This is a genomic window from Erythrobacter sp. QSSC1-22B, from assembly GCF_001678665.1.
Lineage (GTDB): Bacteria > Pseudomonadota > Alphaproteobacteria > Sphingomonadales > Sphingomonadaceae > Qipengyuania.
The window spans coordinates 133,509-158,191 of record NZ_LZRP01000007.1; the positions used below are offsets into that span (position 1 = coordinate 133,509).

The window sequence follows — 24,683 nt, forward strand, 5'->3', positions numbered from 1 at the left end:
AGGTACTGGGATCGCGATATGACGCTCAAGCTACAGTAATGTGTCAGATGTCGATATCGGGCGCATAAACGCCGGTGGCGGCATAATGCACCATTTCGGCAACATTGGTCGCATGGTCGCCGATCCGCTCGAGATTGCGCGCGACGAACAGCAATTGCGCCGCGCTGCTGATCGAGGACGGGTTCTCGACCATGTGGCTGACCAGATTGCGGAAGATCGAATTGTAGAAGGCATCGACCTTGTCGTCGGCCGCGATCACTTCCTTGGCGAGCTCCGGGTCGCGCGCCGCATAGGCGGTCAGCACGTCGTGGACCATTTCCGAGGTCAGCTCGGCCATTGCCGGGAGCAGCGTCAGCGGTTCGTATTTCTTGCGATCGGGGCCGATCTCGCGGCTCGCCTTGGCGATGTTCTTGGAATAATCGCCGATCCGCTCGATCACTCCGGCGATCTTGAGCGCGGCGATGACTTCGCGCAGATCGTCCGCCATCGGCGCGCGCAGCGCAATGATCCGCACCGCCAGCTTGTCGACTTCGCTTTCCAGCTCATCGATCTTCCGATCGCCCTTGACCACGCGCATGGCCAGCTCGTCGTCGCCGCGCACCAGCGCTTCGATGGCGTCCTGGACGGCGACTTCCGCAAGTCCGCCCATCTCCGCGATCAGGCCACGCAGTCTGGTAATGTCTTCATCGAAGGCCTTGACGGTGTGTTGCATATTCAATGGCGGTCCTAGCCGTAGCGCCCGGTGATGTAATCCTTGGTGCGCTCTTCAAGGGGGTTGGTGAAAATGTCGGATGTGCGGCCATACTCCACCACCTTGCCCAGATGGAAGAAAGCAGTCCTTTGCGAGACACGAGCGGCCTGCTGCATCGAGTGGGTAACGATGACGATAGCATAACGACCCGCGAGATCGTCGATCAGTTCCTCGATTTTTGCGGTCGCAATCGGATCGAGCGCCGAACACGGCTCGTCCATGAGGATCACTTCGGGATCCACCGCGATTGCGCGGGCGATGCACAATCGCTGCTGCTGGCCACCCGAAAGCGCGGTCCCGCTGTCGGCCAGGCGGTCCTTGACCTCGTTCCACAGTCCGGCGCGGACCAGCGAGCGCTCGACGATGGCATCGAGATCGTCCTTGTCCTCGGCGAAGCCATGGATCTTGGGGCCGTAGGCGATGTTGTCGTAGATCGACTTGGGGAACGGGTTGGGCTTCTGGAACACCATCCCGACGCGGGCGCGCAATTGCACCACGTCCATCCCCGATTTGTAGATGTCCTCGCCGTCGAGTTCGATGGTCCCCTCGACCCGCGCCGAGGCGATCGTGTCGTTCATCCGGTTGAGCGAACGCAGGAAGGTCGATTTGCCACAGCCCGAGGGACCGATGAAGGCAGTGACGTATTTCTGCGGGATATCGATCGAGACCGAATCGATGGCTTGCTTGTCGCCATAATAGACGTTCACGTCGCGCGCGCGCATCTTGGCCTCGGTGGCCTCGAGGTTGTCGTGGATTACAGTCACCAGCTTTTCTCGAATTTGTTGCGCAGGTAAATAGCGAGGCCGTTCATCAGCAGGAGGAACAGCAATAGCACGATAATGGCGGCGCTGGTGCGTTCAACGAAGCCAAGGTTGATTTCATCGGACCACAGGAAGATCTGCACCGGCAGGACGGTGGCAGGCGAGGTGAAGCCGTCGGGCGGGGTGGCGATGAAAGCGCGCATGCCGATCATCAGCAGCGGTGCAGTTTCGCCCAGCGCGCGCGCCATACCGATGATCGTGCCGGTGAGGATGCCCGGCAGCGCCAGCGGGAGGACGTGGTGGAACACGACCTGGACAGGCGAGGCGCCAATCGCCAGCGCGCCGTCGCGGATGCTGGGCGGGACTGCCTTGATCGCGTTGCGCCCGGCGATGACGATGACCGGCATGGTCATCAGTGCCAGTGTCATGCCGCCGATCAGCGGTGCAGAGCGCAGATTGGGAAATATCCACAGGAACACCGCCAGCCCGAGCAGGCCGAAGATGATCGAGGGTACCGCAGCCAGGTTGTTGATCGAGACCTCGATCACATCGGTCCAGCGATTGCGCGGTGCGTATTCCTCCAGATAGAGCGCCGAGAGGACGCCGATCGGGAAGGCCAGCGCGAGCGTGACCAGCATCGTCAGGATCGAACCCTTGAGCGCCCCCCAGATGCCGACTTGCTGGGGATTGGTGGCATCTGCGCGCAGCAGGAACCCGGGGTCGAAATTCTTGGCGAGCACCCCGCGTTCGCTCAGCTCAGCAGCCAGTTGGCGCATCTCTGGCGAGCCTTCGCCGGCATAGCCCGCGGCGAGGTTGGAGCTGGCCGGGAGTTCGAAGGTCGAAGTTCCTCGCAGAATGCTTTCATCCGCGACGATCGCTTCGGCCACTTCGCGCCAGGCATCGCTGTCTAGTTGCCCCGCGGCCTCTTCGCCGAGCGCTTCGCCGGCATAGAATTCGACCACCGACTGCAGGTCCTGTGCACCCAGGCTCTGGATGGCAGCGCCTTCATCCGCGGGCAGCGAGCCGCCCGTGATTCCGGTCTCGGTAAAATCGATCGGGACCGCAAGCTCGGCGCGCTGGAATCCGCCGATCCCGTTGATCGTCATGGTCACCAGCAGAAAGGCCAGCACCAGCACCGAGAACAGGATGGCGCCCAGGCCCAAAGCCTTGAATCGCCGCTCCGAAGCATAGCGTTGCTTGAGCCGCTTTTCGAAAACCGCGGTCCGGGTGGGGAGGGTGCGATCAGTCATAGGCTTCGCGGAACCTCTTGACGACGCGCAGCGCAATGAAATTGAGCGCCAGCGTAACCAGGAACAGGACGAAGCCGAGCGCAAAGGCGCTGAGCGTCGCGGGATGATCAAAACTGCCTTCGCCCGTCAGCATGGCGACGATCTGCACCGTCACGGTGGTCATTGCCTCGAGGGGGTTGGCGGAGAGATTGGCTGCGGTGGAAGCGGCCATAACGACGATCATGGTCTCGCCGATCGCCCGGCTGACAGCCAGCATCACACCCGCGACGATGCCGGGCAGGGCAGCAGGGACCAACACCTTGCGGATCGTTTCGGACTTCGTGGCACCCATCGCCAGGCTGCCATCGCGCATCGCGCTGGGCACCGCGGCGATGCTGTCGTCGGCCATCGAGCTGACAAAGGGGATGATCATCACCCCCATCACCAGACCCGCCGCCAGCGCGCTTTCGCTGGAAGGATTGGAGGCGCCGAAAAACAGCGCGATGTCGCGGATCGAGGGCGCGATGGTGAGCGCGGCGAAATAGCCATAGACGACCGTCGGCACGCCCGCGAGGATCTCGAGCGCGGGTTTCACCCAGCGGCGCATCGAGGGTGCGGCGTATTGGGTGAGATAGATCGCGCTCATCAGACCCAGCGGTATCGCGACGATCATGGCGATGATCGCGCCGATGAAGATCGTGCCCCAGAACAGCGGCACCGCTCCGTAGCGCGAGGAATCCGGATTTTCGGCGCTGCTCATCGGATCCGGGCCCCAGTGAAGGCCGAACAGGAAATCGAGCGGATTGACCATCCCGAAGAAGCGGATGGTTTCGAACACCAGGCTGACCACGATCCCGATCGTGGTGAGGACCGCGATCAGAGAAGCGAGCAACAGGATCGCCATCACGATCCGCTCGACCCGGGTGCGGGCGCGGAAATCGGGCTTGAGCTTGAGGAACGACCAGGCCCCGCCCAGGAAGGCAAGCACCAGGCTGACCGCAATGCCGATCCAGGCGTAGCGCGTCATGGCCTCGCGGAACGGTTCGACCAGCGCCTGCGCCTTGGGATTGAACACTGCGCTCGATGCGCCGCTGGCGACGTTGCGTGCCTCGGAGAGAATGGTGTCGCGCTGGAAGCCGAAGGCGGGCAGGCTTGCCGCCTCGGGACTGGCGAGCACGGCCTGGTTGACCAGATTTGGCGCCAGGATCGTCCAGAGCACTCCGAACAGCAGCATCGGCAGCGCGATCCACAGCGCGACATACCATGCGTGATAGGTCGGCCGCGCGGCCATCCGCACACCGGGCTCGGCGGTGCGAAAGCTCCACGCGCGGGCGCGGGCGGCCAGCCAGCCGGCCAGCGCGAGCCCTAGCGCGAGGAGGAAGAGAATGGCAGGCGACATGCGCTGGGTGCGACCTATTCGAGCTCGGAGCCGTCGAGAGTGGTGTATTCGGTCGCCACGCGCAGACTCTGGGCCTTCACTTCATCGGGCGAGGGCACAAGGCCGATCCGCGCCAGTGCACCGTCCTTGTCCCAATTGCGCGTCCACTCGAGCAAATACTCCTTGAGCCCCGGGATGGCCGCGAGATGGGCCTTCTTTACGTAAATGAACATCGGGCGCGCGCCGGGATAGGCGAAGCTGGTGATGTTCTCATAGGTCGGGGCAACCCCGTTGACCGGGAGACCCTGCACCTTGTTGGCGTTTTCCTCGAGATAGGAATAACCGAAGATGCCGATAGCGCGCGGATTGTTCTCGATCTTCTGGACGATCAGATTGTCCTGCTCGCCCTGGTCGACGTAAGCTCCGTCTGACCGCAGTTCGGTGCAGGTGCGGGAGTATGCCTCCTTGTCGCTGTCCTCGAGCGCTTCCATCGCCGGATCGGTCTTGCAACCGACCTCGAGGATCAGCTCCTTGAGCGCATCGCGGGTGCCCGAGGTCGAGGGTGGGCCATAGACCAGAATAGGGACATCCGGGAGCGAGGGATCGATATCGGACCAGGTCTCGTTGGTCTGCTCTTCGCCATAGGGATTGGCGGCAATCGCTTCGTATACGATCGCGGGGGTCAGATCCATCATGATGCCACCATTGGCCGAGCCGAATGCAATGCCGTCGAGCCCGACCTGCATCTCCATGATCTCGGTTACGCCATTGCTCTGGCAGCCGGCGAATTCACCCGGCTTCATGCGCCGCGAAGCATTGGCGACGTCGGGGGTGTCAGGGCCGACGCCCTGACAGAACAGTTGGATACCGCCACCGGTGCCGGTCGATTCGATAATCGGCGACTTGATGCCCGAGTTGGAGCGCGCCAGCGATTCGGCCACCGTCTTGGCAAAGGGAAACACCGTCGAGGAACCGACCGAACGCACCCAGTCGCGCGATCCGCCGCCCCCGGCATCGCCGCAAGAGGTCAGGGCCACGGCAAAAATCGTGGCGACTAAAGCTGCTTTGGTCTTACGCATCCCGGAATTTCCTTCAAACGGTGGTATGCCCGCGCGAAAGCGAGGAATTGTTACGTGTTCGCGACAAAAGCATGACTTGTCTTTTTTGTGCTCTCGAAGCCACCGATTCTGTCGGGCGCTCTAGCGCCATCAGGGCCGTAAAGCGAGCAGAGCGCGATTGTCCGTTCAATCCTCGTCTCGGCCCTCGCCCTTGTCGGAGCGCACGATAGGAAACCGGATCGTAACGGTGGTGCCTGAGCCCAGTTCGCTGGCGATATCGAGCTTGGCCATGTGGCGCTCGACGATGTGCTTGACGATGGCGAGACCGAGCCCGGTGCCGCCAGAGGCTCGGCTGCGCCCGGGATCGGTGCGATAGAATCGCCGGGTGAGGTGCGGAATGTGTTCCGCCGCGATTCCTTCACCACGGTCGCGCACCACCAGCCGGACGCGGCGCTTGCCAGAGGGGTGAACCCTGACGGTCACCGGTTGCGCCGGATCGCCATATTTGAGCGCATTGTCGACCAGGTTGCGCACCAGCTGTTCGAGTTGCGGCACATCGCCGAGGATGCGGAATTCGCCCTCGATCGCGAGGTCTAGCCGGTCGGCCCGGTCGGGGCCGGCGCCTTCGTGCGCGGCGCGCGCGACCAGCGGTCCGAAATCGACGATCTCGGTCGGACGATCGTGCTTTTCGGCCTCGATCCGCGACAGCGACATCAGATCGCTGACCAGATACTGGAGCCGCTGCGCCTCGCGGTGGATCGTATCGAGGAACTTGCGCGAGGTTGCGTGATCGAGCGCACTCGCGTCGTCCTGAAGGGTTTCGACATAGCCGATGATCGAGGCCAGCGGGGTACGCAGTTCGTGGCTGGCGTTGGCGACGAAATCGGTGTGCGCGCGGCTGATGTCGGCTTCGGCGGTCTTGTTGATGAACTCGTAGACGCCCATTCCGCCATCGAGCTGCTTGGTGTTGATCCGCCAGATATCCCGCACGCTGGTAAGTCCGCGAACCGTTACCGAACCGCTCTGGTCCGAATCGATGAGCTGAACGGCATCGGGGTAGCGCAACGAGATGCGAATATCCTGTTCGAGAATATGCGCGCCGAAGACATTGCGCGCGGCGCGGTTGGCGATGATCACGCGGTTGCGGCGGGTGACCAGCAACGGGGTGTCGGCACTTTCGAACAATTCCCCCATGCGGTCGGTGGTGAGCGCGGAAGGCGCGACCCTCTCGGCTGGCGGGGGCGGTGAACCGACGCTTAGCCAAAGCGTTCCGACCCAGATCAGGAACACCGACAGCGCCACCAGCGGCGCCACGCCCGTCAGCGGCAAGACCACGCAGCAGACGAATGCCAGCGTTAGACCGGGAAGGGGAAGAGAACGAGCGCTCATGGCGATGCGGGCCTTAGCCGCGGCGTGACCGACTTGCCAAGCCGGGCGGAGATCGTTTCCGGGAGCGCTGCAGGTGGTTGGTGACCCCTACGGGAATCGAACCCGTGTTTCAGCCGTGAGAGGGCCGCGTCCTAACCGCTAGACGAAGGGGCCGTCCGACCGTCACCCCGGTCGTCGGGGTTCGGGTACCAAACGAGAAACGCCACCGTGGTGACCCCTACGGGAATCGAACCCGTGTTTCAGCCGTGAAAGGGCCGCGTCCTAGACCGCTAGACGAAGGGGCCACATCGGTGGCGTGGCGGGCCATCTACGGTCGTGCGGGCAACCCGTCAAGTCCTGCGACTGCCTCAGACGGGCTGGGGCGGTGGCGTCGCTTAATCGGCCCAGGCGGCGTCCTCGAGATGCAGCTCGGCCTGGCGACGCGAACCCCAATCGTCGATCTTGGCGCGGCCCGCCAGCCACAGCCGGCGCCCGTTCGCGCCGTGGAGCAGCGTCTGGCCCAGATCGCTTTCCGCCATGCGAAACCCGATCGCCTTGAAACTGCGCCCGTCGCCGCCCGAAGCGACGATCCGGACATGACCGGTGCCGACGACATCGCATTTGATCAGGCGGACCGGTCCGACTGCGATCCGGGGTCCCGGCCAGCCGACGCCATAAGGTCCGGCGATTTCGAGCGATTCGACCAGCTCGGGGGTCAGGCCCCCGGCGGCGACCGAGAGATCGAGCAGCGTCGTCTGGCTGGCGGTGGCGCGTGCGACCTGCGTCGACAAACGCTCGTCGAGCCAGGCGGCCAGATCCTCGATTCGGTCGGCGGCGACGGTCAACCCCGCCGCCATCGCATGACCGCCGCCCGCGATCAGCAAACCCTGCTGGCGCGCTTCGATGATCGCGGCGCCCAGATCGACCCCGCTGATCGAACGCCCCGAGCCCTTGCCGAGCCCGGTTGCCTCGTCGAGCGCGATCACCAGCGAGGGCTTGCCGCTCGCTTCCTTGATCCTTCCGGCGACGATGCCGATCACCCCGGGGTGCCAGCCCGCGCCCGCGATCACCGCCACCGCCCGGTTGTGCTGCCCGGCAAGCTGCGCTTCGGCTTCTTCCTGGACTGTGGCTTCGATCGTGCGGCGATCCTCGTTGAGTTCGGAAAGCTGCGCGGCGATCGCCTGGGCCTCGGCGGGATTCTCGGTGGTGAGCAGGCGCACACCGAGCGTCGATTCGCCGACCCGCCCGCCGGCGTTGATCCTGGGGCCGAGCGCGAAGCCGAGATCGCTGCAGGCGGGCGCGCGCTTCAACCGGCTGGCGTCGATCAGTGCCGCCATGCCGATGTTCTGCCGCTTTGCCATCACCTTGAGCCCCTGTGCCACGAAGGCGCGGTTGAGCCCATGCAGCGCCGCGACGTCTGCGACCGTGCCCAGCGCCACCAGATCGAGCAGCGCGAACAGATCGGGTTCGGGACGGGTGGCGAAATAGTCGCGGGTCCGCAACACCCGCACCAGCGCGATGGCGAGCAGGAATGCGACGCCGACCGCGGCGAGATGGCCGTGCGAGGCGGCCTCGTCGTCCTCGTCGAGGCGGTTGGGATTGACCAGCGCCACGGTGCGCGGGAGATCGGGCGAGCATTTGTGGTGATCGACGACGATGACATCGATCCCCGCGTCATGCGCCTGTTGCAGCGCTTCATGCGCCATGGCGCCACAATCGACGGTGACGATCAGGCTGCTCCCCGCCTCGCCCAGCCGGACCAGCGCCTCGCCAGAAGGGCCGTAGCCCTCGAGCAACCGGTCGGGGATATAGTAATCGGCGTGATGCCCGAGGTCGCGCAGCAACCGGATCAGCAGCGCCGAGCTGGTCGCGCCATCGACATCGTAATCGCCATAGACGGTGACCTTCTCGCCGCTCAGGACCGCCTGCGCTATGCGGTCGGCGGCGGCATCCATATCGTTGAAGCCGCTGGGATCGGGCAGGAAGGCGCGTAGGGTCGGATTGCGATGGCGTTCCAGATCGCTTTCCTCGACCCCGCGTGCCAGCAACAATTGGGTGACGATGTCGCGATCGAGCGGGATCGCGCCCTCGGTCATCTCCATATTGCCGCGCCGCCAGCGCCAGCCGCGCCCCGAGAGCGAGTGCGAGACGCCGAAGACGTGATTTGCGGCAGGGGTGTTTGCGATGTTGCTGGCCATGGCATCATCCTATCCCGGCCCGAGCTTCAGGCAAAGCCGCGCGTGTTGACAATTCGTTGGCGCAGGCGATGCTCGCGCCCATGTCGACACCCGCGCTTCTCATCGTCTGGCACAGCCGGACCGGCACCAGCGAGGCGCTGGCGCAGGCTGCAAAGGAGGGGGCAGAGGACCGTGCGGTGCTGATGAAGGCGCACGAGGTCGAGCCAGAGCATCTGCTCGATGCGCAGGGTTATCTGTTTGTCTGTCCCGAGAACCTCGCCAGCATGAGCGGCGAGATGAAGGAAATGTTCGACCGCTGCTATTACCCCGTGCTCGGGCGGATCGAGGGGCGGCCCTTCGCCACGCTGATCGCCGCCGGTTCCGACGGGGAGGGGGCGCAGCGCCAGCTCGACCGGATCGCGCAAGGCTGGCGCCTGAAGCGCGTTGCCGAGCCGGTGATCGTCAACACCGAAGCGCAGACTCCCGAGGAGATCCTCGCCCCCAAAACCGTCCCGCAAGCGCGGCTCGACGAAGCCCGCGAACTCGGCGCCGCGCTTGGCGAAGGGCTGGCGCAGGGTATCTTCTAGGCGGTCGCCGCGGTCAGCGCGGTCTTGGCCGCCTCGTACTCACGTTCGAAGCGATCGACCATGTCGGCCACCGGACCCACCGATTTGACCGAGCCGACTCCCTGGCCCGAACCCCAGATGTCCTTCCAGGCCTTGACCTTGGTGTTGCCACCGCTGCCGAAATTCATCTTGCTGGGATCGCTGGTCGGCAACGCCTCGGGGTCGAGCCCGGCGGCCTCGATGCTCGAACGCAGGTAATTGCCGTGAACCCCGGTGAACAGGTTGGTGTAGACGATGCCATCGGCATCGGCCTCGACGATGCCATCCTTGTAACCGGCATCAGCATTGGCTTCCTCGGTCGCGATCCAGGGCGAGCCGATATAGGCGAAATCCGCCCCCAGCGCCTGCGCCGCGAGGATCGAACGGCCATGCGCGATCGAGCCCGAGAGCGCGACCAGCCCGTCGAACCATTCGCGGATTTCCTGCATAAGCGCGAAGGGGCTGAGCGTGCCGGCATGGCCGCCGGCGCCCGCCGCCACCGGGATCAGCCCGGTCGCGCCCTTGTCGATCGCCTTGTGTGCGAAGCGGTTGTTGATGACATCGTGCATCGAGATCCCGCCCCAGCCCTTGACCGCGGAGAAGACCTCCTCGCGCGCGCCGAGCGAGGTGATCACCAGCGGCACCTGCCATTTGGCGCAGGTTGCCATATCGGCATCGAGCCGGTCGTTGGATTTGTGAACGATCTGGTTGACCGCATAGGGCGCGGCGGGGCGATCGGGATGGTCGCGATTGTGCGCCGCCAGCTCCTCGGTGATGCGGTGGAGCCATTCGTCGAGTTCGGACTGCGGCCTGGCGTTGAGCGCGGGGAAGCTGCCGATGATACCCGCCTTGCATTGCGCAATCACCAACTCGGGACCCGAGACGATGAACAGCGGCGAGCCGATCACCGGGAGGCGCAATCTGTCGAAGGGGGCGGGCAGGGGCATGGGTGTTCCTCTCGTCTTGTGACGTTTTCGAAGGTGGGCTTACGAAGCGAGCCGCACGCTGTCGAGATTGACGTTACGGAAGGGAGTCAGGCGGTGGGGAGCACGTGTTCGATATCGTAGATCCGGGCGGCAGTGCCCGCGAACAGCGCGTGCTTCTCGGTGTCGGAGGCGCCGTTGGCCAGCCGCTTGAAGGCGTTCCACAGCACCGCATAGCTCGCACCCCAGCGATCGACCGGGTAATTGCTCTCGAACATTGCGCGGTCGGGGCCGAAAGCTTCGATGCAGGTGGTGATGTAGGGATCCCATTGCTGCGCCAGCTCTTCGGAGCCGCAGCCGCGGTCGGGCCCCTCTTCGGGCATGCCGCAGAAGGCCATCGCCAGCCCGCCCAGCTTGACCGCGACATTGGGACATTCGGCGAGGTCGTGGATGCTTTGCTGCCAGCGGTCGAAATTCTCGGGCAGTGTGCCGCGATAGCAGGCGATGTTGAGCGGGGTGCCGCAATGGTCGAGCACGATTTGCTGCTCGGGGAAGGCGCGCGCCAGATCGAGCAAATCGCCCAGTTGCGGCTCGAGCAGCCAGGCGTCGAAGGTGAGGCCGTATTCGGCATAGGCGGCGAAACCGGCGCGGAAATCGTCGGCGCCGTAAAGTCCCTGCGGTGCGTGAAACGGCGGGCCGAGCACTTCGGGATCGGCATCCCAGGCACCGGCATGGCGGATACCCTTGAAGCGGCCGTTGCCCGCCGCGATCAGCGCCTCGACCACCGGCTTGACCGCATCGCCCAGCGTCAGATCGGCATGGCCGACGATCCCGGCGCAGGGGCGGTAGTCGCCATAGAGCCCGCTCGCGCCCTGCGCCGCGACGCCATTGACGAATTCGACCTCGCCGACCGGCTTCATCGCCTCGCCGCGCGCCGGATCGTAGAATGCGCCGCATTCCATGAACACCGTGGCGATCACATTATGACCGCTGTGGGTGTCGGCGTGGAGCTGGTCGAAGGTGTAGTAAGCCGCCCCGGCAATCGCCTCGATGAAGGCATGGCGCGGCTCGGGAAAGACCGGCACCAGCGCGCGCAAATCCCACAGATGATGATGCGGATCGACGATCGGCAGATCGGGTTCGATTATGGCTTCGGTCACGGTGTTCCTCTCCCAAGGACTGCTGTTTGTGCCGAGCCTATCAAAGCCGGTCCCCGCGCGACAGGCGGATTATCCCGAGCGCGCCGAATTCGCCGCGCTCAGCACCGCGCGGACGCTGGCCGTGGCGACGTCCTCGTCGATCCCGACGCCCCAGATGATCGCGCCCCCTGGGGTCCTGCATTCCAGATAGGCGGCCGCGCGCGCATCGCGCCCGGTGCCCAGCGCGTGCTCGGTGTAGTCGACGACCTCGAGGCTGAGCCCGAAGGCCTGCTCTATCGTCGTCAGCACCGAGGAGATTAACCCGTTGCCGCGTCCGCTGACGGTTTGCTCCTCGCCATCGACCGAGATCGTGCCGGTGAAGAGGCGGGTGCCATCGGCGGCGCGGCGTTCTTCGTAATCGACCAGCTGGAAGTGCTTGTCGGCGGTCTGGACGTGATAAGCGTCGCGGAAAGCCTCCCAGATATCCGCAGCGGTCAGTTCGCGCCCGAGGCGGTCGGCCATGCGCTGGACATAAGGGCTGAAATGCGCCTGCATCCGCTTGGGCAGCTTGAGCCCCTGATCCTGTTCGAGCACCCAGGCGAACCCGCCCTTGCCGCTCTGCGAATTGACCCGGATCACCGCCTCGTAGCTGCGGCCCAGATCGGCGGGATCGATCGGCAGATAGGGCACCCGCCAGCGCTCGTCGTTCTGGCGCTCGGCGGCGGCAAAACCCTTCTTGATCGCGTCCTGATGGCTGCCAGAGAACGCCGTGAACACCAGCTCGCCGCCATAGGGGTGGCGCTCGTGGACCGGGATCTGGTTGCAATATTCCACCGTCTCGATGACCCGGTCGATATCGGAGAAGTCGAGCGCGGGGTCGATCCCTTGCGTGTAGAGATTGAGCGCCATCGTCACCAGGCAGCAATTGCCGGTGCGCTCGCCATTGCCGAACAGGCAGCCCTCGACCCGGTCCGCGCCCGCCATCAGCGCCAGCTCGGCCGCCGCGACCCCGGTGCCGCGGTCGTTATGCGTGTGCAGGCTGATCACCGCGCTGTCGCGATTGGGCAGGTTGCGGATGAAATATTCGACCTGGTCGGCATAGATGTTGGGTGTCGATGCCTCGACCGTGGCGGGCAGGTTGAGGATGATCGGATGATCGGGGGTCGGCGCCAGCACCGCCATCACCGCCTCGCAGACTTCGAGGCTGAAATCGAGCTCGGCGGTCGAGAAGGTCTCGGGCGAATATTCGAAATGCCACTGGGTGCCCGGCTGCTTGCCCGCCTCGTCGCGCATCACCTTGGCCCCCGCCACCGCGATGTCGCGCACCTGTTCGCGGCTCATCCCGAACACGATTTCGCGCCATGCGGGGCTGACCGCATTGTAGAGATGGACGATCGCTGCATGCGCGCCCTCCAGGCTGGCGAAGCTGGTGCGGATCAAATCCTCGCGGCTCTGGGTCAGCACCTGGACCAGCACGTCGTCCTGCACCCGCCCCGAGCGCACCAGTCCGGCGATGAAATCGAACTCGGTCTTCCCGGCGCTCGGGAAGCCGACCTCGATTTCCTTGACCCCGATCTCGCACAGCAGGTCGAAGAAGCGGTTCTTCTTGTGCGCGTCCATCGGGTCGACAATCGCCTGATTGCCGTCGCGCAGATCGGTCGAGAGCCAGCGCGGCGGGGCGGTGATGGTGCGGGTCGGCCACTGCCGGTCGGGCAGGGGCACTTGCGGGAAAGACGCGTATTTGCGGCCGGGATCGCTCAGCATGGGCATGGGACGGACTCTGAAATGGCGAAGATGGGGAGACGGTCGATGGCGGTCCCTTGGGCGTTCAGCGCACCGTAGTGGGCACGCGAACTGTCACGCCCAAGGGCGCGTAAGTCGTAGCAGCAGGCCGGTCTCGCTTCGCATGCTTCGGTCCATGCAGCGGCGCGGCAGGCTTGTAAAGCCAAAGCCCACGCGGCATGGCAGGAAATATTCTTTCGTCTGCTCTCATATCATCGTCCAGCCAGCAACCAGGGGAAACCATGGCCGAACATCACACGCTCTACGAAACCATGGGGCTGATCCGCGTCGTCTCGATGGATCCCGAAGGCCGTGCCACGCTCGAATACGAGGCCAAAGAGGAGCAGTGTCATTCGGGCGGAGTGGTGCAGGGCGGCTTCATCACCGGCTGGATCGACGCGGCGATGGCACACGCGGCGATGGCGAAGAACGGCATGGCTATCGTCCCGATGTCGCTCGAGCTCAAGATCAGCTTCTTCGCGCCGGCACGCCCGGGCAAGGTGATCGCCGAGGGCTGGGTCGAGCGCCACGGGCGGCGCACCAGCTTCTACGAAGGTCATCTGAAAGACGAGCACGGCACGGTGCTGGCCAAGGGCACCAGCACGATCTTGCTGGCGGACAAAAGCCGGGTGGAAGCTTCCGCGCAGGCGGCGCGGGGGGCCTGACGCCCGCTAGCGCCAGCGCAACCGCTCCGGGGTGAGTTGCGAAACGCCGGTCACCCCCATAAGCCGCATCCCGCGCTCGATTTCGTCCTGCAGGATGGCGAGCGCGCGCTCGACCCCGTCCTGTCCCGCCGCGGCGAGCGCGTAGAGATAGAGCCGCCCGCCCGAGGCTGCGGTTGCACCGGCGCACAGGCTCTTGAGCACATGCGTGCCGCGGCGCACCCCGCCGTCGCAGATGATCTCGATTTCGCCGCCGACCGCATCGACGATCTCGCGCAACTGGTCGAAGGGCGCGCGGCTGCCGTCGAGCTGGCGGCCGCCGTGGTTGGAGACCATGATCGCATCGGCGCCGATCTCGACCGCGCGGCGCGCATCGCCCGCGCTCATGATGCCCTTGAGGCAGAAGGTCCCGCCCCAGTCCTGCCGGATTCGCGCCGCGGTGTCCCAGTCCATCCCGGTGTCGAGCATGGTGTTGAAATAGTCCTGGATGCTGACCGGCTTGCCCGTTCCCTCGACCACATGGCCATCGAGGTTGGGGAGCCGGAATTTCGGACTGAAGACATAGCCCGCGGTCCAGCGCGGGCGGGTGGCATAGCTCCACAGCGACGATGCCGAAAAGCGCGGCGGGGTGGTGAAACCCGACCGCAGGCAGCGCTCGCGCTTGCCCGACACGATGGTGTCCACTGTCAGCGCCAGCGCATCGAAACCGCTGGCCTGACAGCGCTGGATCATCGCTGCGTTGAGCCCCTTGTCCTTGTGGACATAGAGCTGGAACAGCTTGGGCCCCGTAGTCAGCGAGGCCACCTCCTCGATCGAATGCGTCGCCAGGCTGGAGATCCCGAACCACACCCCGAACCTGTCCGCCGCCTTCGCCACCGCGCGCTCGCCATCGCGGTGGAAGGCGCGCTGGAGCGCGGTCGGGCTGAGCATCAGCGGCAGTGCGCTCCGGCGCCCCATGATCGTGTAGGAGGTGTCGATGGTGCCGACGCCCGCGAGAACATCGGGCACCAGATCGACATCGTCGAAGGCGCTCGTATTGCGCGCCTTGGTCAGTTCGTCATCGGCGGCACCGTCGATATAGTCGAACACCGGCCAGGGCAGGCGCTTTTTCGCCAGCCGCCGGAAATCGCCGATATTGTGGCAATCGGTCAGACGCATTGCGCGGACGGCCCCCTCAAGATGTCAGGCCGCAACCCGCACTGATCCTCGCCTTACTGTTTTTCAAACGCGACGCTGATCTTGAGGTCGACCGCATCCGAGACCATCGGGATCGCGTAGCCGATCCCCCAGTTCGAGCGGTCGATCGTGGTGGTCGCGGTGAAGCCGACGGTTTCCGCCTCGCTCATCGGGTTGGCGCCCGCACCGCTGAACTCGGTCAGCAGCACGACGGGACCCGTCTGGCCATTCATGGTCAGATCGCCCGCGATCAGCGCACGGGTCGCGCCGAGCTTGGTGACCTCGGTCGAAACGAAGCGCGCCATTCCCGGCTCTGCGCCGAAGAAGTCGGGATCGCCGCCATCCGAGCCGGGACGCAGCAGGTGCTCGCGCAGGCCTGCGCTGGGCACCGCGACCGAGGCGATGGGTATCTGCACATCGACCGTGGCGTTCTCGATCGCCGCAGGATCGAGCGTCAGCGTGCCCGCGACATCACCGAAGATGCCGAAATAGGGATTGAAGCCGAAATGATCGACGCTCCACTGGACCAGCGTATGCGCCGGATCGGTGGTGTAGGTTCCTGCGGTGACGCGCGAGACATCCATCGTGCCGGGCATCGGCGCATCCTGCGCGGTGAGCCCGGTCATGGCGAGCGTGGCCAGGCCGGTAGCGGCGGCGGCGGTGAGGATCGTCTTGCGCATGTCGGGATCTCCGGGTTGAGTCGCTTGGAGCTGCCATTGCGTGGTCGCAGCGTTGCGGCGCACTCTGGCTTGGGTGCGAGGGGTTGTCCACCCGATGGAGGCATTCGTCGGGATCTCTTATAGGATCACGCTGTCGTGGGTTCGGAAGCAGATCCGCACGCGGCAGCTCTCATCTCGCCTTTTGTGCAAAGGCCTGTCGAAGTTCGGCTACTTCTTTGAAATCGCCGTCGCGGGGGAAGAAAACCACCCTGTTCCGGCCCGCTTGCTTGGCAGCGTAGAGCGCACGATCCGCTCGGCCGTAGAGTTCTCGAAACGGCCCATCGGCCATTCCATCGGCCACACCGATGCTGACAGTCACCCGGCGACGCTCCGTGACCGCGCCGAGTTCGCAATCGGCCAACCCCTCGCGGACGGTCTCGGCAAGCTGGCGGAGCGCGGCTGGCTCAAGACCGCTCACTCCCAGAACAAACTCTTCACCGCCTAGCCGGCCTGCTCGACAAGCATAGCGTTTCTCGAACGATTTGAGCCTGGCGCCGAAAGTGACCAGCACCTTGTCACCGGCTTCGTGCCCGAAACTGTCATTGACCGTTTTGAAATGATCGACATCGATTAACAGTAGCCCGAACGGGCTTGTTTTCCGGTCGCCGAACGCCTGCGCGCATCTGGCGATGAAGCCCCTCCGGTTTAACAATCCGGTTAGCGGATCGCGATCGGCCAGTTCGGCAAGCGTATTGCTGGCCTCGACCGCCGAATCCCGTTGAACGCGCAGAGCGCTCAATCGTGCAGTCGCCAGCGCGGACAAGCAGACGGTCTGGAACGCAGACCCGAACAACATGGTAATCTGGGCACCACCGCCCCAAAATACCGTATCCAGATCGATCAGCAGCGTCGCCGCGAGCGTGACCATCGGCAAGGCCCAACTGATTGCCAGATCGCGCCCTTCGACATGGCCGCGCCGCCACGCGGTGGTGATCGAGGCTCCGACCACCGCGAGCGTCAACAAAGTTCCGATTGCCAACAAAACGCCAAACACGACGATATCCGCACCCGGAATGCCAGCGCCGATGCCCAGCGCCGCCACCACGAGGCCAAGCCCCATAATCGATCGCCTGACGGTTTGGGGCAGGGCAGATCGAAGTGCGGAAGCGGCAGAAAACGCGGCAAACATTATTGCGAGACAAGCCAGGGCCGTCGCAATTCGGTTCGACACCGTGCCCGCTGCCTCGGGAAAGATAGGCAGCGCGACTTGCGACCAGACAATGCCCCACAACAGCACCGATGCCGCCCAGCAACCGTGCCATAGAAAAAATCTGCGACGCAGGACCCCGGCGAGGCCGAGATTGTAGAGCGCGGCGATCCCCAGCAAGGCGAGCGCTGCTCCGATTGCGAAAGCAGACAGCTCGAACTGCCGTGAAGCCGCTTCACCCGCGACGAAGCGCACTCGCAGCAGATTGTGATCTTCAAGCTTTTCGAACCGGATCCATGCTGCACTCACGGGAGTGCCCTCGCGGGATGGAAAGGCGATCTGGCCACCGATCCGCCAGTGATGCTGATACACCCCCTGGCTCACGGTCCGGGCGTCGCCAAATCCATCGGAGTATTCGAACATCGCGGTCATCCGCTCGAATCGGGTCGTATTCACGACGAGCGATCCGCCATTTTCAGAGACCGCCGCCGATATCGGCAGCCGCAACCACAAGACCCCGTCCTGGTAACCCGCCGGCGCTTCCGAGCATTGCATTTTGGAGGGGGCGGGTGCGACTTCGGATTGCGACACGACGTAGCAGGTCCCGGCCGGAGGTGTGGCCAACAGCGGAGATCCTGCCGAAATTGTGAGCAACAGCAACATGCCAGTAAGCTGCCGCCGCCATTTGATCAGAAAGTCGATCATATCACTCCGACGGGGAATTATCGAACACGGTAAACGACGGCTGCCTGCCCTACCAAGCACGTCGCAGCGCTACAGGCAAATATCTACCAATTCGATACCTGGCATTGCCTACCGGGCGATTTATCAGCGATTTCGCTTCAATGGACGTTAACCGGAAGCGGATTGGCTGCTTAAGGCGGTTCCATGCCAAAAGCCGACTGGCAGGAAGCGACCCAACAGCAGACGTCCGGAACCTTCCTGCCGAATGCCACTTTTCCCGCGAAGTGGCCGAGTGGAATTCGACAAGGCGGATTCTTCAACTACGATGTTGATGCACGGCACTTTTGTGCCAAAGGGCGTATAGTCAGCCTCTGGTGGCGTGGCGTTGGGAAATGACCATGGAAAACGCGTCGGAGGCCGAAAAGGTCGAGCAGCTTCTGGCTGCACCTGAACTAGCAGGTGCTCTGGAGAGCGATCGTTTCAAACAGTTTTTGGATCATGTCCCGATCGCGATCGCCGTGGCGGAGCTCAAGCCACCCGAAACGATCACCTATTGCAACTTCGAGTTTGAGCGGCTGACTGGGCAAGCGGCTGCGGACATTCAGAACCGGCCGTGGAAATCACTTCCTGGCGTCGCAGCGTCGCAAAATGAAAGCACCTCGCTCGGGGAGGCTATCGTGGGTGACGATGAACATCTTGGGACCTTCACCATCGATACCGGAGACGAGTCTCATGAGGTGGACGCTTGGTCGAACGTGATCGAGAATGACGAAGGAACCCCGCTTTTCCGATTGGTGGCGCTTGCCGCGACCGAAGGACGGGTCCGCATCGCCGGTGAACAGGATCGGCAACTGCTGCGCGACAAAGATGTGCTGCTTCGCGAGTTGCAGCATCGTGTAAAGAACAACCTCCAAATGGTTACCGCCCTAATCAGGTTGGAGGCCCGCAACCTGCCTGAAGGAGAAATCGGAGAGCGATTCGACCGCCTGGCCGGTCGCATCAACTCGCTCGCTCTCCTGTATGACCTGCTCTCTGGTGAGGGCGTCGTCGAGGGCATCGATCTCGGCATCTATCTCAGCAAAATCGCTTCCTCGGTAATGGAGGCGCACGGCGTAGAGGGTGTTCGCCTGGAACTGAAGGTCGATGCATGGCCCGTGTCCATCAATGTTGCCATGCCGACAGGGTTGGTCGTCAACGAGCTCATGACCAATGCGCTGAAGCATGCCTTTGTTGGCAGGGACGGCGGTGTCATCACTCTCTCAAGCCTCGTCGATGAATCCGGTTGCCGCGTGATGGTTTCGGACAACGGCATCGGGCTTCCAGACGGTATAACATGGCCGCACCCCGGCAAGCTGGGCGCCTTGATCACTCAGTCATTAAGAGAGAACGCAAAAGCCTGCGTTGACGTGCATTCCGTAGCCAATCAGGGTCTAAGGGTAACGATCTCCTTTGCGCGCGATGCAGCCAAAGCGACTAAAGCCTGACGTTCGCTGGTTGGCGACGGCAAGGCGACCCGAACCCCGCTTGATGCCAACTTCAACGGTCAGAGCCTTTGGATTGCGTTACCGGGCCGGCCTTTGACAGCGGATCGTCAGCTTACCACCCCAACCTCGGACATGATGCACCCGCGCTGACTGCGTCGAAAGCGGACCCTCGACAATAAGTCGAGGCTCAGTGCTGTCGCGGGGTCCTCGGGTCCGGTCGCGCCTGCCAGGCCGCCCCGTCTGCGACCCTCAGTTCCGCTCCTTGTCGACCAGCCGGTTCGCCCCGATCCACGGCATCATCGCACGCAATTGAGCGCCGGTCTTCTCGATCGGATGCGCCTGCGCGGCCTTGCGGCTGGCCTTGAGCTCGGGCTGGCCGGCCTGGTTGTCGAGCACGAAATCGCGCACGAAGCGGCCCGACTGGATATCGGCGAGGACGCGTTTCATCTCGGCCTTGGTCTCGTCGGTGATGATCCGCGGGCCGGTCTTGATGTCGCCATATTCGGCGGTGTTGCTGATCGAATAGCGCATGTTGGCGATGCCGCCTTCATAGAGAAGATCGACGATCAGCTTGGTCTCGTGCAAGCATTCGAAATAGGCCATCTCCGGTGCGTAGCCGGCCTCGACCAGCGTCTCGAACCCGGCCTGGATCAGATGGGTGATCCCGCCGCAGAGCACCGCCTGTTCGCCGAACAGGTCGGTCTCGCATTCCTCCTTGAAATCGGTCTCGAGGATGCCGGCTCGCCCACCGCCCACTGCGCTGGCATAGGAGAGGGCAAGCTGCTTGGCATAGCCATTGCCGCCGCTGGCGCTGCTCTCCTGATGCACCGCGATCAGGCACGGCACGCCGCCGCCCTTGAGATACTCGCTGCGCACCGTGTGGCCCGGACCCTTTGGAGCGATCATGATGACATCGAGCTCGGCGGGGGGCTCGATCAGCCCGAAATGGACGTTGAGCCCGTGGGCGAAGGCGAGCGCTGCGCCGGGCTTCATTTGACCCGCGATCTCGCCGGCGTAGATTTGTGCCTGATGCTCGTCGGGGGCGAGGACCATCACGAGATCGGCCCATTGCGCGGCCTCGGCGACGGATTTGACCTCGAAACCGGCCTCGCGCGCCTTGGCGGCGCTGGTCGAGCCATCGCGCAGCGCGACGACCACCTCGGTCACCCCGCTGTCGCGCAGGTTCTGGGCATGGGCATGGCCCTGGCTGCCATAGCCGATGATCGCGACCTTCTTGTCCTTGACCAGCTGCTGGTCGCAATCGGCATCGTAATAGACTTGCATAATTACCTCGTTTGTCGTGCCGGCGCTGGCCGGGATTGGGGTGCGAGGGACGCACCCTGCTGAAACTATTTCCGGCCTGCGCCGGGACGGATACTAATCCTGCTGGGCTCCGCGCATCATTCCCACGATGCCCGAGCGGCCGACCTCGACCAGCCCGAGTTCGCGCATCAGCGTGATGAAGCTGTCGAGCTTGGCGGGCGAGCCGGTCAGCTCGAAGACGAAGCTCGATGTCGTGGTGTCGACGACATTGGCGCGGAACAGCTCGGCGATCCGCAGCGCCTCGACCCGTGGCTCGCCCTTGCCGGCAACCTTGACCAGCGCCAGCTCGCGCTCGACATGCGCGCCGTGCTCGGTGAGGTCGATGACCTTGTGGACCGGGACCAGCCGTTCAAGCTGGGCGCGGATCTGGTCGATCACCGGCTCGGGGCCGCGGGTGACGATGGTGATCCGGCTGACCGCGTGGTCCTCCGAAATATCCGCCACCGTCAGACTGTCGATATTGTACCCGCGCGCGGTGAACAACCCGGCGATCTTGGCGAGGATGCCCGCCTCGTTGTCGACGATGACATTGAGGACGTGGCGTTCGGAAGCGGATTGGTCGTGCGGGCTCATCACACCAGCGCCTTGGCTTTGTCGTCCATCGTACCGCCGACCTTGTCGCCATACATCAGCATCTCGGTGTGCGCCGCGCCCGAGGGGATCATGGGGAAGCAATTGGCGTCGGGCGATACCCGGCAATCGACCATCACCGGGCCGTCATGCGCGAGCATCGCCTCGATACCGGAGTCCAGTTCGGATTCGTCGGTGATGCGGATGCCCTTCCAGCCATAGGCTTCGGCCAGCGCAACGAAATCGGGCAGGCTGTCGGAATAGGAATTGGAATAACGGCTTTCGTAGGTCAGCTCCTGCCATTGGCGGACCATGCCCATGTATTCATTGTTGAGGATGAAGACCTTGACCGGCAGACGATACTGGCTCGCGGTGCCCAGTTCCTGGATGTTCATCTGGATCGAGGCCTCGCCGGCGATGTCGATCACCAGCGCGTCGGGATTGCCCAATTGCGCGCCGATCGCTGCGGGCAGGCCATAGCCCATCGTCCCCAGGCCCCCGCTGGTCAGCCAGCGGTTGGGGGAGAAGAACCCGAAATATTGCGCCGCCCACATCTGGTGCTGGCCGACTTCGGTGGTGATGATCGGGTCGCGATCACGGGTCAGCGCGAACAATCGCTCGATCGATTTCTGCGGCATGATGGAGTCGGTACGGTCGGGATAGGCGAGGCACTCGCGCGCCTTCCAGCCCGCGATCCGCGCCTTCCATTCGCTCATGTCCCGCGCGGCGCGAGAGCCCCAGGCCTCGAGCAATTGTTCGAGCACCTGCGCGCAATCGCCGACCACGCCGAGATCGACGCGGACGACCTTGTTGATGTTGGCCCGGTCGATATCGATGTGGATTTTCTTGGCCTGCGGCGCAAACGCATCCAGACGTCCGGTCACCCGATCGTCGAACCGCGCGCCGACCGCGACGATCAGATCGGCGCGGTTCATGGTCATATTGGCCTCGTAGGTGCCATGCATACCCAGCATGCCGAGCCAGTCGGGATGCTCGGCGGGGAAGGCGCCCAGACCCATCAGCGTGCTGGTGACCGGCGCGCCGGTAGCCTGCTGGAGCTGGCGCAGCAGTTCCGAAGCGCGCGGCCCGGCGTTGATGACCCCGCCGCCGGTGTAGAACACCGGACGCTCCGCTGCCGCCAGCATGGCGACCGCTTCTGCGATTTCATCGGGTTCGGCGCGGGTGCGCGGCTGATAACGGGCGGAGGGCAGTGGTGCCTCGCCGTGTTCGGGTGTGTCCACCATGGCGATCTGGACGTCCTTGGGGATATCGATCAGCACCGGGCCGGGGCGCCCGGTGGTGGCGATGCGGAAGGCTTCCTCGATCGTCGCGGCGAGCCGTGACGGGTCCTTCACGAGATAATTGTGCTTGGTGCAATGCCGCGTGATGCCGACCGTGTCGGCTTCCTGGAAGGCGTCGGTGCCGATCAGCCCCGTGGGAACCTGGCCGGTGATCACCACCATCGGGATCGAATCCATCCAGGCATCGGCGATCCCGGTAACCGCGTTGGTCGCGCCCGGGCCACTGGTCACCAGCACCACGCCGGGCTTGCCGGTCGAGCGGGCATAGCCTTCTGCCGCATGCGCCGCGCCCGCTTCGTGGCGGACGAGGATATGGCGCAGGCGCCCCCCGCTCTCGGCATCGGCGAACAGCTCGTCATAGATCGGCAGCACCGCGCCGCCGGGATAGCCGAACACGAATTCGACCTCCTGCGCAGCGAGGCAATCGATCAATATCTGCGCACCGTTGCGCTGGGCAGTCACAGGTCTCTCCATTGGTTGCACGCCCTTGTGGCAATATATTGTGGCAATATGCCGACTGGCAGGCGCAGATCGGCCCAGCGCAGGGGTGACGCGCCGGACCGACGCCAACCGCTATGCAATCCGAAAAGTGCGCTGTCAACGCGTGCTTTGAAACAAAGAAACAAAAATACTGCGGGCCGGACAATCAGCGCTATCCTGTCGCGGCCAATGGGGCGGGGGTTGGTTGCGGAACCAGGTGTACTGCCGTTTGGCATATTGACGCGTCGCGGTCTGGCCAGCGGCGATGGCCTCCTCGCGGGTCAGGTCGCCCTTGATCAGCGCCGCTATCTCCGGAACGCCGATGGCGCGCATGACTGGGAGCGCGGGATCGAGGTCCCGTTCCAGCAGTGCCGCCACCTCGTGCTGGGCGCCACGCTCGAGCATCTCGGCAAAGCGCCGGTCGCAGCGGGCGAACAGCCACTCGCGTTCGGGGAGCAGGATCAGCGGATGCAGCTCGATCTCCTCGCCGATCCCGCCGGTCTTGCGCGCCTGCCAGTGACGCTGGGTGTGGCCGGTCGCGCGGACGATCTCGAGCGCCCGGGTGGTGCGCGAACGGTCGGCGGGAGCGAGGCGGGCCGCGGCTTCGGGGTCCTCGTGTTCGAGCGCGGCGCGCGCATCCTGCGGCGAAAGCGCGCGAACTGCCGATCGCGTGGCTGGATCGATATCCGGAACCGGTGCAATCCCGTCGATCAGCGTGCGCATATAGAGCCCCGTTCCGCCGCACAGCACCGGCACCGCCGCCGCCGCATGCAGTTGGGCGATCTCGCGCTTTGCAGCCGCGGCCCAATCCGCAGCGGAGCAGGGCACCGCGCCGTCCCAGGTGCCGAACAGCCGGTGCTCGATCCCGCCCATCTCGGCCGGTGTGGGCCGCGCGGAGAGTACGCCGAGATCGGCATAGACCTGGGCGCTGTCGCAATTGATCACCACCGCACGCCTGCCGTCGGCCTCGATCTCCTGCGCGAGACGCACCGCCAGATCGCTCTTGCCGCTGGCGGTTGGCCCTGCAATGAGCGCCACCGGCGGGTTCGACGGTTGTTTTTCAGGAGTTTTGCGCGTGCTCATTGTCCGGATGATAGCAGACCAGAGCGGCCTCGAAACCCGCCTCGACGCTGCCATGACAGCGCTGGACGAGGCGGGGATGCCGGTGGCGATGGCAGGGATGCTCGAGTTCTGCGGCGATGTGCTCCAGCTTTCCTTTCCCCATGCGGAACTGGGACCGGTGCGGACGATCCTCGACGCACATTTCGGAACCTGCGACATGCTTGCAGCCGATCACCTGATCGAACTGCCGCGATTGCTCGTCTCGGATATGGATTCCACCATGATCGGACAGGAATGCATCGACGAGCTGGCCGATTACGCGGGCATCAAGGATCAAGTCTCTGCCATCACCGAACGCGCGATGCGCGGCGAGCTCGATTTCGGTCAAGCACTGACGGAGCGGGTAGGGCTGCTAGAAGGTCTCGGCGAAGACGCGATCGCGCGTTGCCTCGCCGAGCGGATCGCGCCGGTGCAGGGGGCGCGCACCTTGGTGGCGACGCTCAAGTCGCGCGGGTGCCGTGCAGTGCTCGTGACTGGCGGATTCCACCACTTCGCCGATGCGGTTGGCGAGCAGCTCGGTTTCGACCGGGTGGTCGGCAATCGCCTCGCGGTAGCGCAAGAAAAGCTGACCGGTAAACTTGCCGGTCCGATCAGCGATGCCACGACCAAACGCGCCACCTTGGCAGATGAGCGGGGGCAATTGGGCGAGGGCGCGCGCGTGCTCGCAATGGGCGACGGCGCCAACGACATTCCGATGTTGCAGGCGGCGGATTACGGGATCGCCTATTGCGCCAAGCCAAAGGCGCGCGACGCCGCCAACGGGCGCCTCGAAAGCGGCGATATTTCTGCGGTACTCAAGCTCTTCGACATTCCGGAAAACGAATGGGTCGCGCGATAGCTTTAC

Annotated in this window: 22 protein-coding genes and 2 tRNA genes; 5 read left to right on the plus strand and 19 right to left on the minus strand. The window is 64.3% G+C overall.

Annotated features, from left to right (window positions below; all coding sequences use genetic code 11):
• Positions 1-43: 43 nt before the first annotated feature.
• From phoU to recJ, 9 genes are all read right to left on the minus strand, one after another.
• Complete coding sequence (phoU, locus tag A9995_RS12600) at positions 44-712, minus strand: phosphate signaling complex protein PhoU (RefSeq protein ID WP_067613527.1); 669 nt, start codon at positions 710-712, stop codon at positions 44-46.
• A gap of 14 nt (positions 713-726) precedes the next feature.
• Positions 727-1,473, minus strand: a complete 747-nt coding sequence (gene pstB, locus A9995_RS12605) for a phosphate ABC transporter ATP-binding protein PstB (protein ID WP_067613671.1) — start codon at positions 1,471-1,473, stop codon at positions 727-729.
• A 38-nt stretch (positions 1,474-1,511) separates the two neighbouring features.
• Positions 1,512-2,762 (minus strand): phosphate ABC transporter permease PstA, encoded by a 1,251-nt coding sequence (pstA, locus tag A9995_RS12610; protein WP_067613529.1) that lies wholly within the window; start codon positions 2,760-2,762, stop codon positions 1,512-1,514.
• Positions 2,755-4,140, minus strand: coding sequence for a phosphate ABC transporter permease subunit PstC (gene pstC, locus A9995_RS12615; RefSeq protein ID WP_067613531.1), 1,386 nt, complete (start codon positions 4,138-4,140; stop codon positions 2,755-2,757). Before pstC ends, pstA begins: the two co-directional genes overlap by 8 nt.
• A 14-nt stretch (positions 4,141-4,154) precedes the next feature.
• Positions 4,155-5,198: a substrate-binding domain-containing protein gene (locus A9995_RS12620; RefSeq protein WP_067613533.1), complete on the minus strand. Its 1,044-nt coding sequence runs from the start codon at positions 5,196-5,198 to the stop codon at positions 4,155-4,157.
• 165 nt (positions 5,199-5,363) lie between these two features.
• The gene (locus tag A9995_RS12625; protein WP_067613535.1) at positions 5,364-6,566 is read right to left on the minus strand and encodes a cell wall metabolism sensor histidine kinase WalK; all 1,203 of its coding nucleotides are present in this window, start codon (positions 6,564-6,566) and stop codon (positions 5,364-5,366) included.
• Between the two features lie 78 nt (positions 6,567-6,644).
• Positions 6,645-6,719 (minus strand) — tRNA-Glu (locus A9995_RS12630).
• A 55-nt stretch (positions 6,720-6,774) separates the two neighbouring features.
• Positions 6,775-6,850, minus strand: a tRNA-Glu gene (locus A9995_RS12635).
• A gap of 90 nt (positions 6,851-6,940) precedes the next feature.
• Positions 6,941-8,743 carry a single-stranded-DNA-specific exonuclease RecJ gene (gene recJ / locus A9995_RS12640; protein ID WP_067613537.1) on the minus strand — a complete coding sequence of 601 codons (1,803 nt, stop codon included), beginning with the start codon at positions 8,741-8,743 and terminating at the stop codon, positions 6,941-6,943.
• 80 nt (positions 8,744-8,823) lie between these two features.
• Between recJ and A9995_RS12645 the strand changes: the two genes are divergently transcribed.
• Positions 8,824-9,309, plus strand: a complete 486-nt coding sequence (locus tag A9995_RS12645; RefSeq protein ID WP_067613673.1) for a flavodoxin family protein — start codon at positions 8,824-8,826, stop codon at positions 9,307-9,309.
• On the opposite strand, the gene A9995_RS12650 is transcribed toward A9995_RS12645, so the two are convergent.
• The 3 genes from A9995_RS12650 to leuA form a co-directional block, all read right to left on the minus strand.
• A complete protein-coding gene (locus A9995_RS12650; protein ID WP_067613539.1) occupies positions 9,306-10,274 on the minus strand; it encodes a nitronate monooxygenase family protein in 969 nt (322 codons plus the stop codon). The two genes, A9995_RS12645 and A9995_RS12650, sit on opposite strands and share 4 nt — an antisense overlap.
• Positions 10,275-10,360: 86 nt before the next feature.
• Positions 10,361-11,410 carry an amidohydrolase gene (locus tag A9995_RS12655; RefSeq protein WP_067613541.1) on the minus strand — a complete coding sequence of 350 codons (1,050 nt, stop codon included), beginning with the start codon at positions 11,408-11,410 and terminating at the stop codon, positions 10,361-10,363.
• A gap of 69 nt (positions 11,411-11,479) precedes the next feature.
• Entirely contained in the window at positions 11,480-13,159 is a 1,680-nt protein-coding gene (gene leuA / locus A9995_RS12660; RefSeq protein ID WP_067613543.1) for a 2-isopropylmalate synthase, read from the minus strand.
• A 254-nt stretch (positions 13,160-13,413) separates the two neighbouring features.
• Here leuA and A9995_RS12665 point away from each other — a divergent pair, with 254 nt between their 5' ends.
• Positions 13,414-13,836 (plus strand): PaaI family thioesterase, encoded by a 423-nt coding sequence (locus A9995_RS12665; RefSeq protein WP_067613545.1) that lies wholly within the window; start codon positions 13,414-13,416, stop codon positions 13,834-13,836.
• Positions 13,837-13,842: 6 nt separating this feature from the next.
• Here A9995_RS12665 and A9995_RS12670 read toward each other — a convergent pair whose 3' ends face one another.
• From A9995_RS12670 to A9995_RS12680, 3 genes are all read right to left on the minus strand, one after another.
• A complete protein-coding gene (locus A9995_RS12670; RefSeq protein WP_067613547.1) occupies positions 13,843-14,991 on the minus strand; it encodes an alpha-hydroxy acid oxidase in 1,149 nt (382 codons plus the stop codon).
• Positions 14,992-15,044: 53 nt separating this feature from the next.
• Complete coding sequence (locus tag A9995_RS12675; RefSeq protein WP_067613549.1) at positions 15,045-15,689, minus strand: YceI family protein; 645 nt, start codon at positions 15,687-15,689, stop codon at positions 15,045-15,047.
• 169 nt (positions 15,690-15,858) lie between these two features.
• Positions 15,859-17,580, minus strand: a complete 1,722-nt coding sequence (locus A9995_RS12680) for a diguanylate cyclase (protein WP_067613551.1) — start codon at positions 17,578-17,580, stop codon at positions 15,859-15,861.
• Between the two features lie 183 nt (positions 17,581-17,763).
• Here A9995_RS12680 and A9995_RS16760 point away from each other — a divergent pair, with 183 nt between their 5' ends.
• Positions 17,764-17,955: a hypothetical protein gene (locus A9995_RS16760; protein ID WP_145916944.1), complete on the plus strand. Its 192-nt coding sequence runs from the start codon at positions 17,764-17,766 to the stop codon at positions 17,953-17,955.
• A complete protein-coding gene (locus A9995_RS12685; protein WP_067613554.1) occupies positions 17,952-19,043 on the plus strand; it encodes a sensor histidine kinase in 1,092 nt (363 codons plus the stop codon). The genes A9995_RS16760 and A9995_RS12685 overlap by 4 nt, the downstream gene beginning before the upstream one ends.
• Positions 19,044-19,292: 249 nt before the next feature.
• Here A9995_RS12685 and ilvC read toward each other — a convergent pair whose 3' ends face one another.
• The 4 genes from ilvC to miaA all read right to left on the minus strand — a co-directional run bounded on the left by ilvC (position 19,293) and on the right by miaA (position 23,800).
• Entirely contained in the window at positions 19,293-20,327 is a 1,035-nt protein-coding gene (gene ilvC / locus A9995_RS12690; RefSeq protein ID WP_067613555.1) for a ketol-acid reductoisomerase, read from the minus strand.
• 93 nt (positions 20,328-20,420) lie between these two features.
• A complete protein-coding gene (gene ilvN / locus A9995_RS12695) occupies positions 20,421-20,939 on the minus strand; it encodes an acetolactate synthase small subunit (RefSeq protein ID WP_067613557.1) in 519 nt (172 codons plus the stop codon).
• Positions 20,939-22,711, minus strand: coding sequence for a biosynthetic-type acetolactate synthase large subunit (gene ilvB / locus A9995_RS12700; protein ID WP_233998210.1), 1,773 nt, complete (start codon positions 22,709-22,711; stop codon positions 20,939-20,941). Before ilvB ends, ilvN begins: the two co-directional genes overlap by 1 nt.
• 123 nt (positions 22,712-22,834) lie before the next feature.
• Positions 22,835-23,800, minus strand: coding sequence for a tRNA (adenosine(37)-N6)-dimethylallyltransferase MiaA (miaA, locus tag A9995_RS12705; protein WP_067613560.1), 966 nt, complete (start codon positions 23,798-23,800; stop codon positions 22,835-22,837).
• On the opposite strand from miaA, the gene serB reads away from it, so the two are divergent.
• On the plus strand, positions 23,793-24,677 hold the full coding sequence (serB, locus tag A9995_RS12710; RefSeq protein ID WP_067613675.1) for a phosphoserine phosphatase SerB: 885 nt from the start codon (positions 23,793-23,795) through the stop codon (positions 24,675-24,677). The two genes, miaA and serB, sit on opposite strands and share 8 nt — an antisense overlap.
• Positions 24,678-24,683 lie beyond the last annotated feature (6 nt).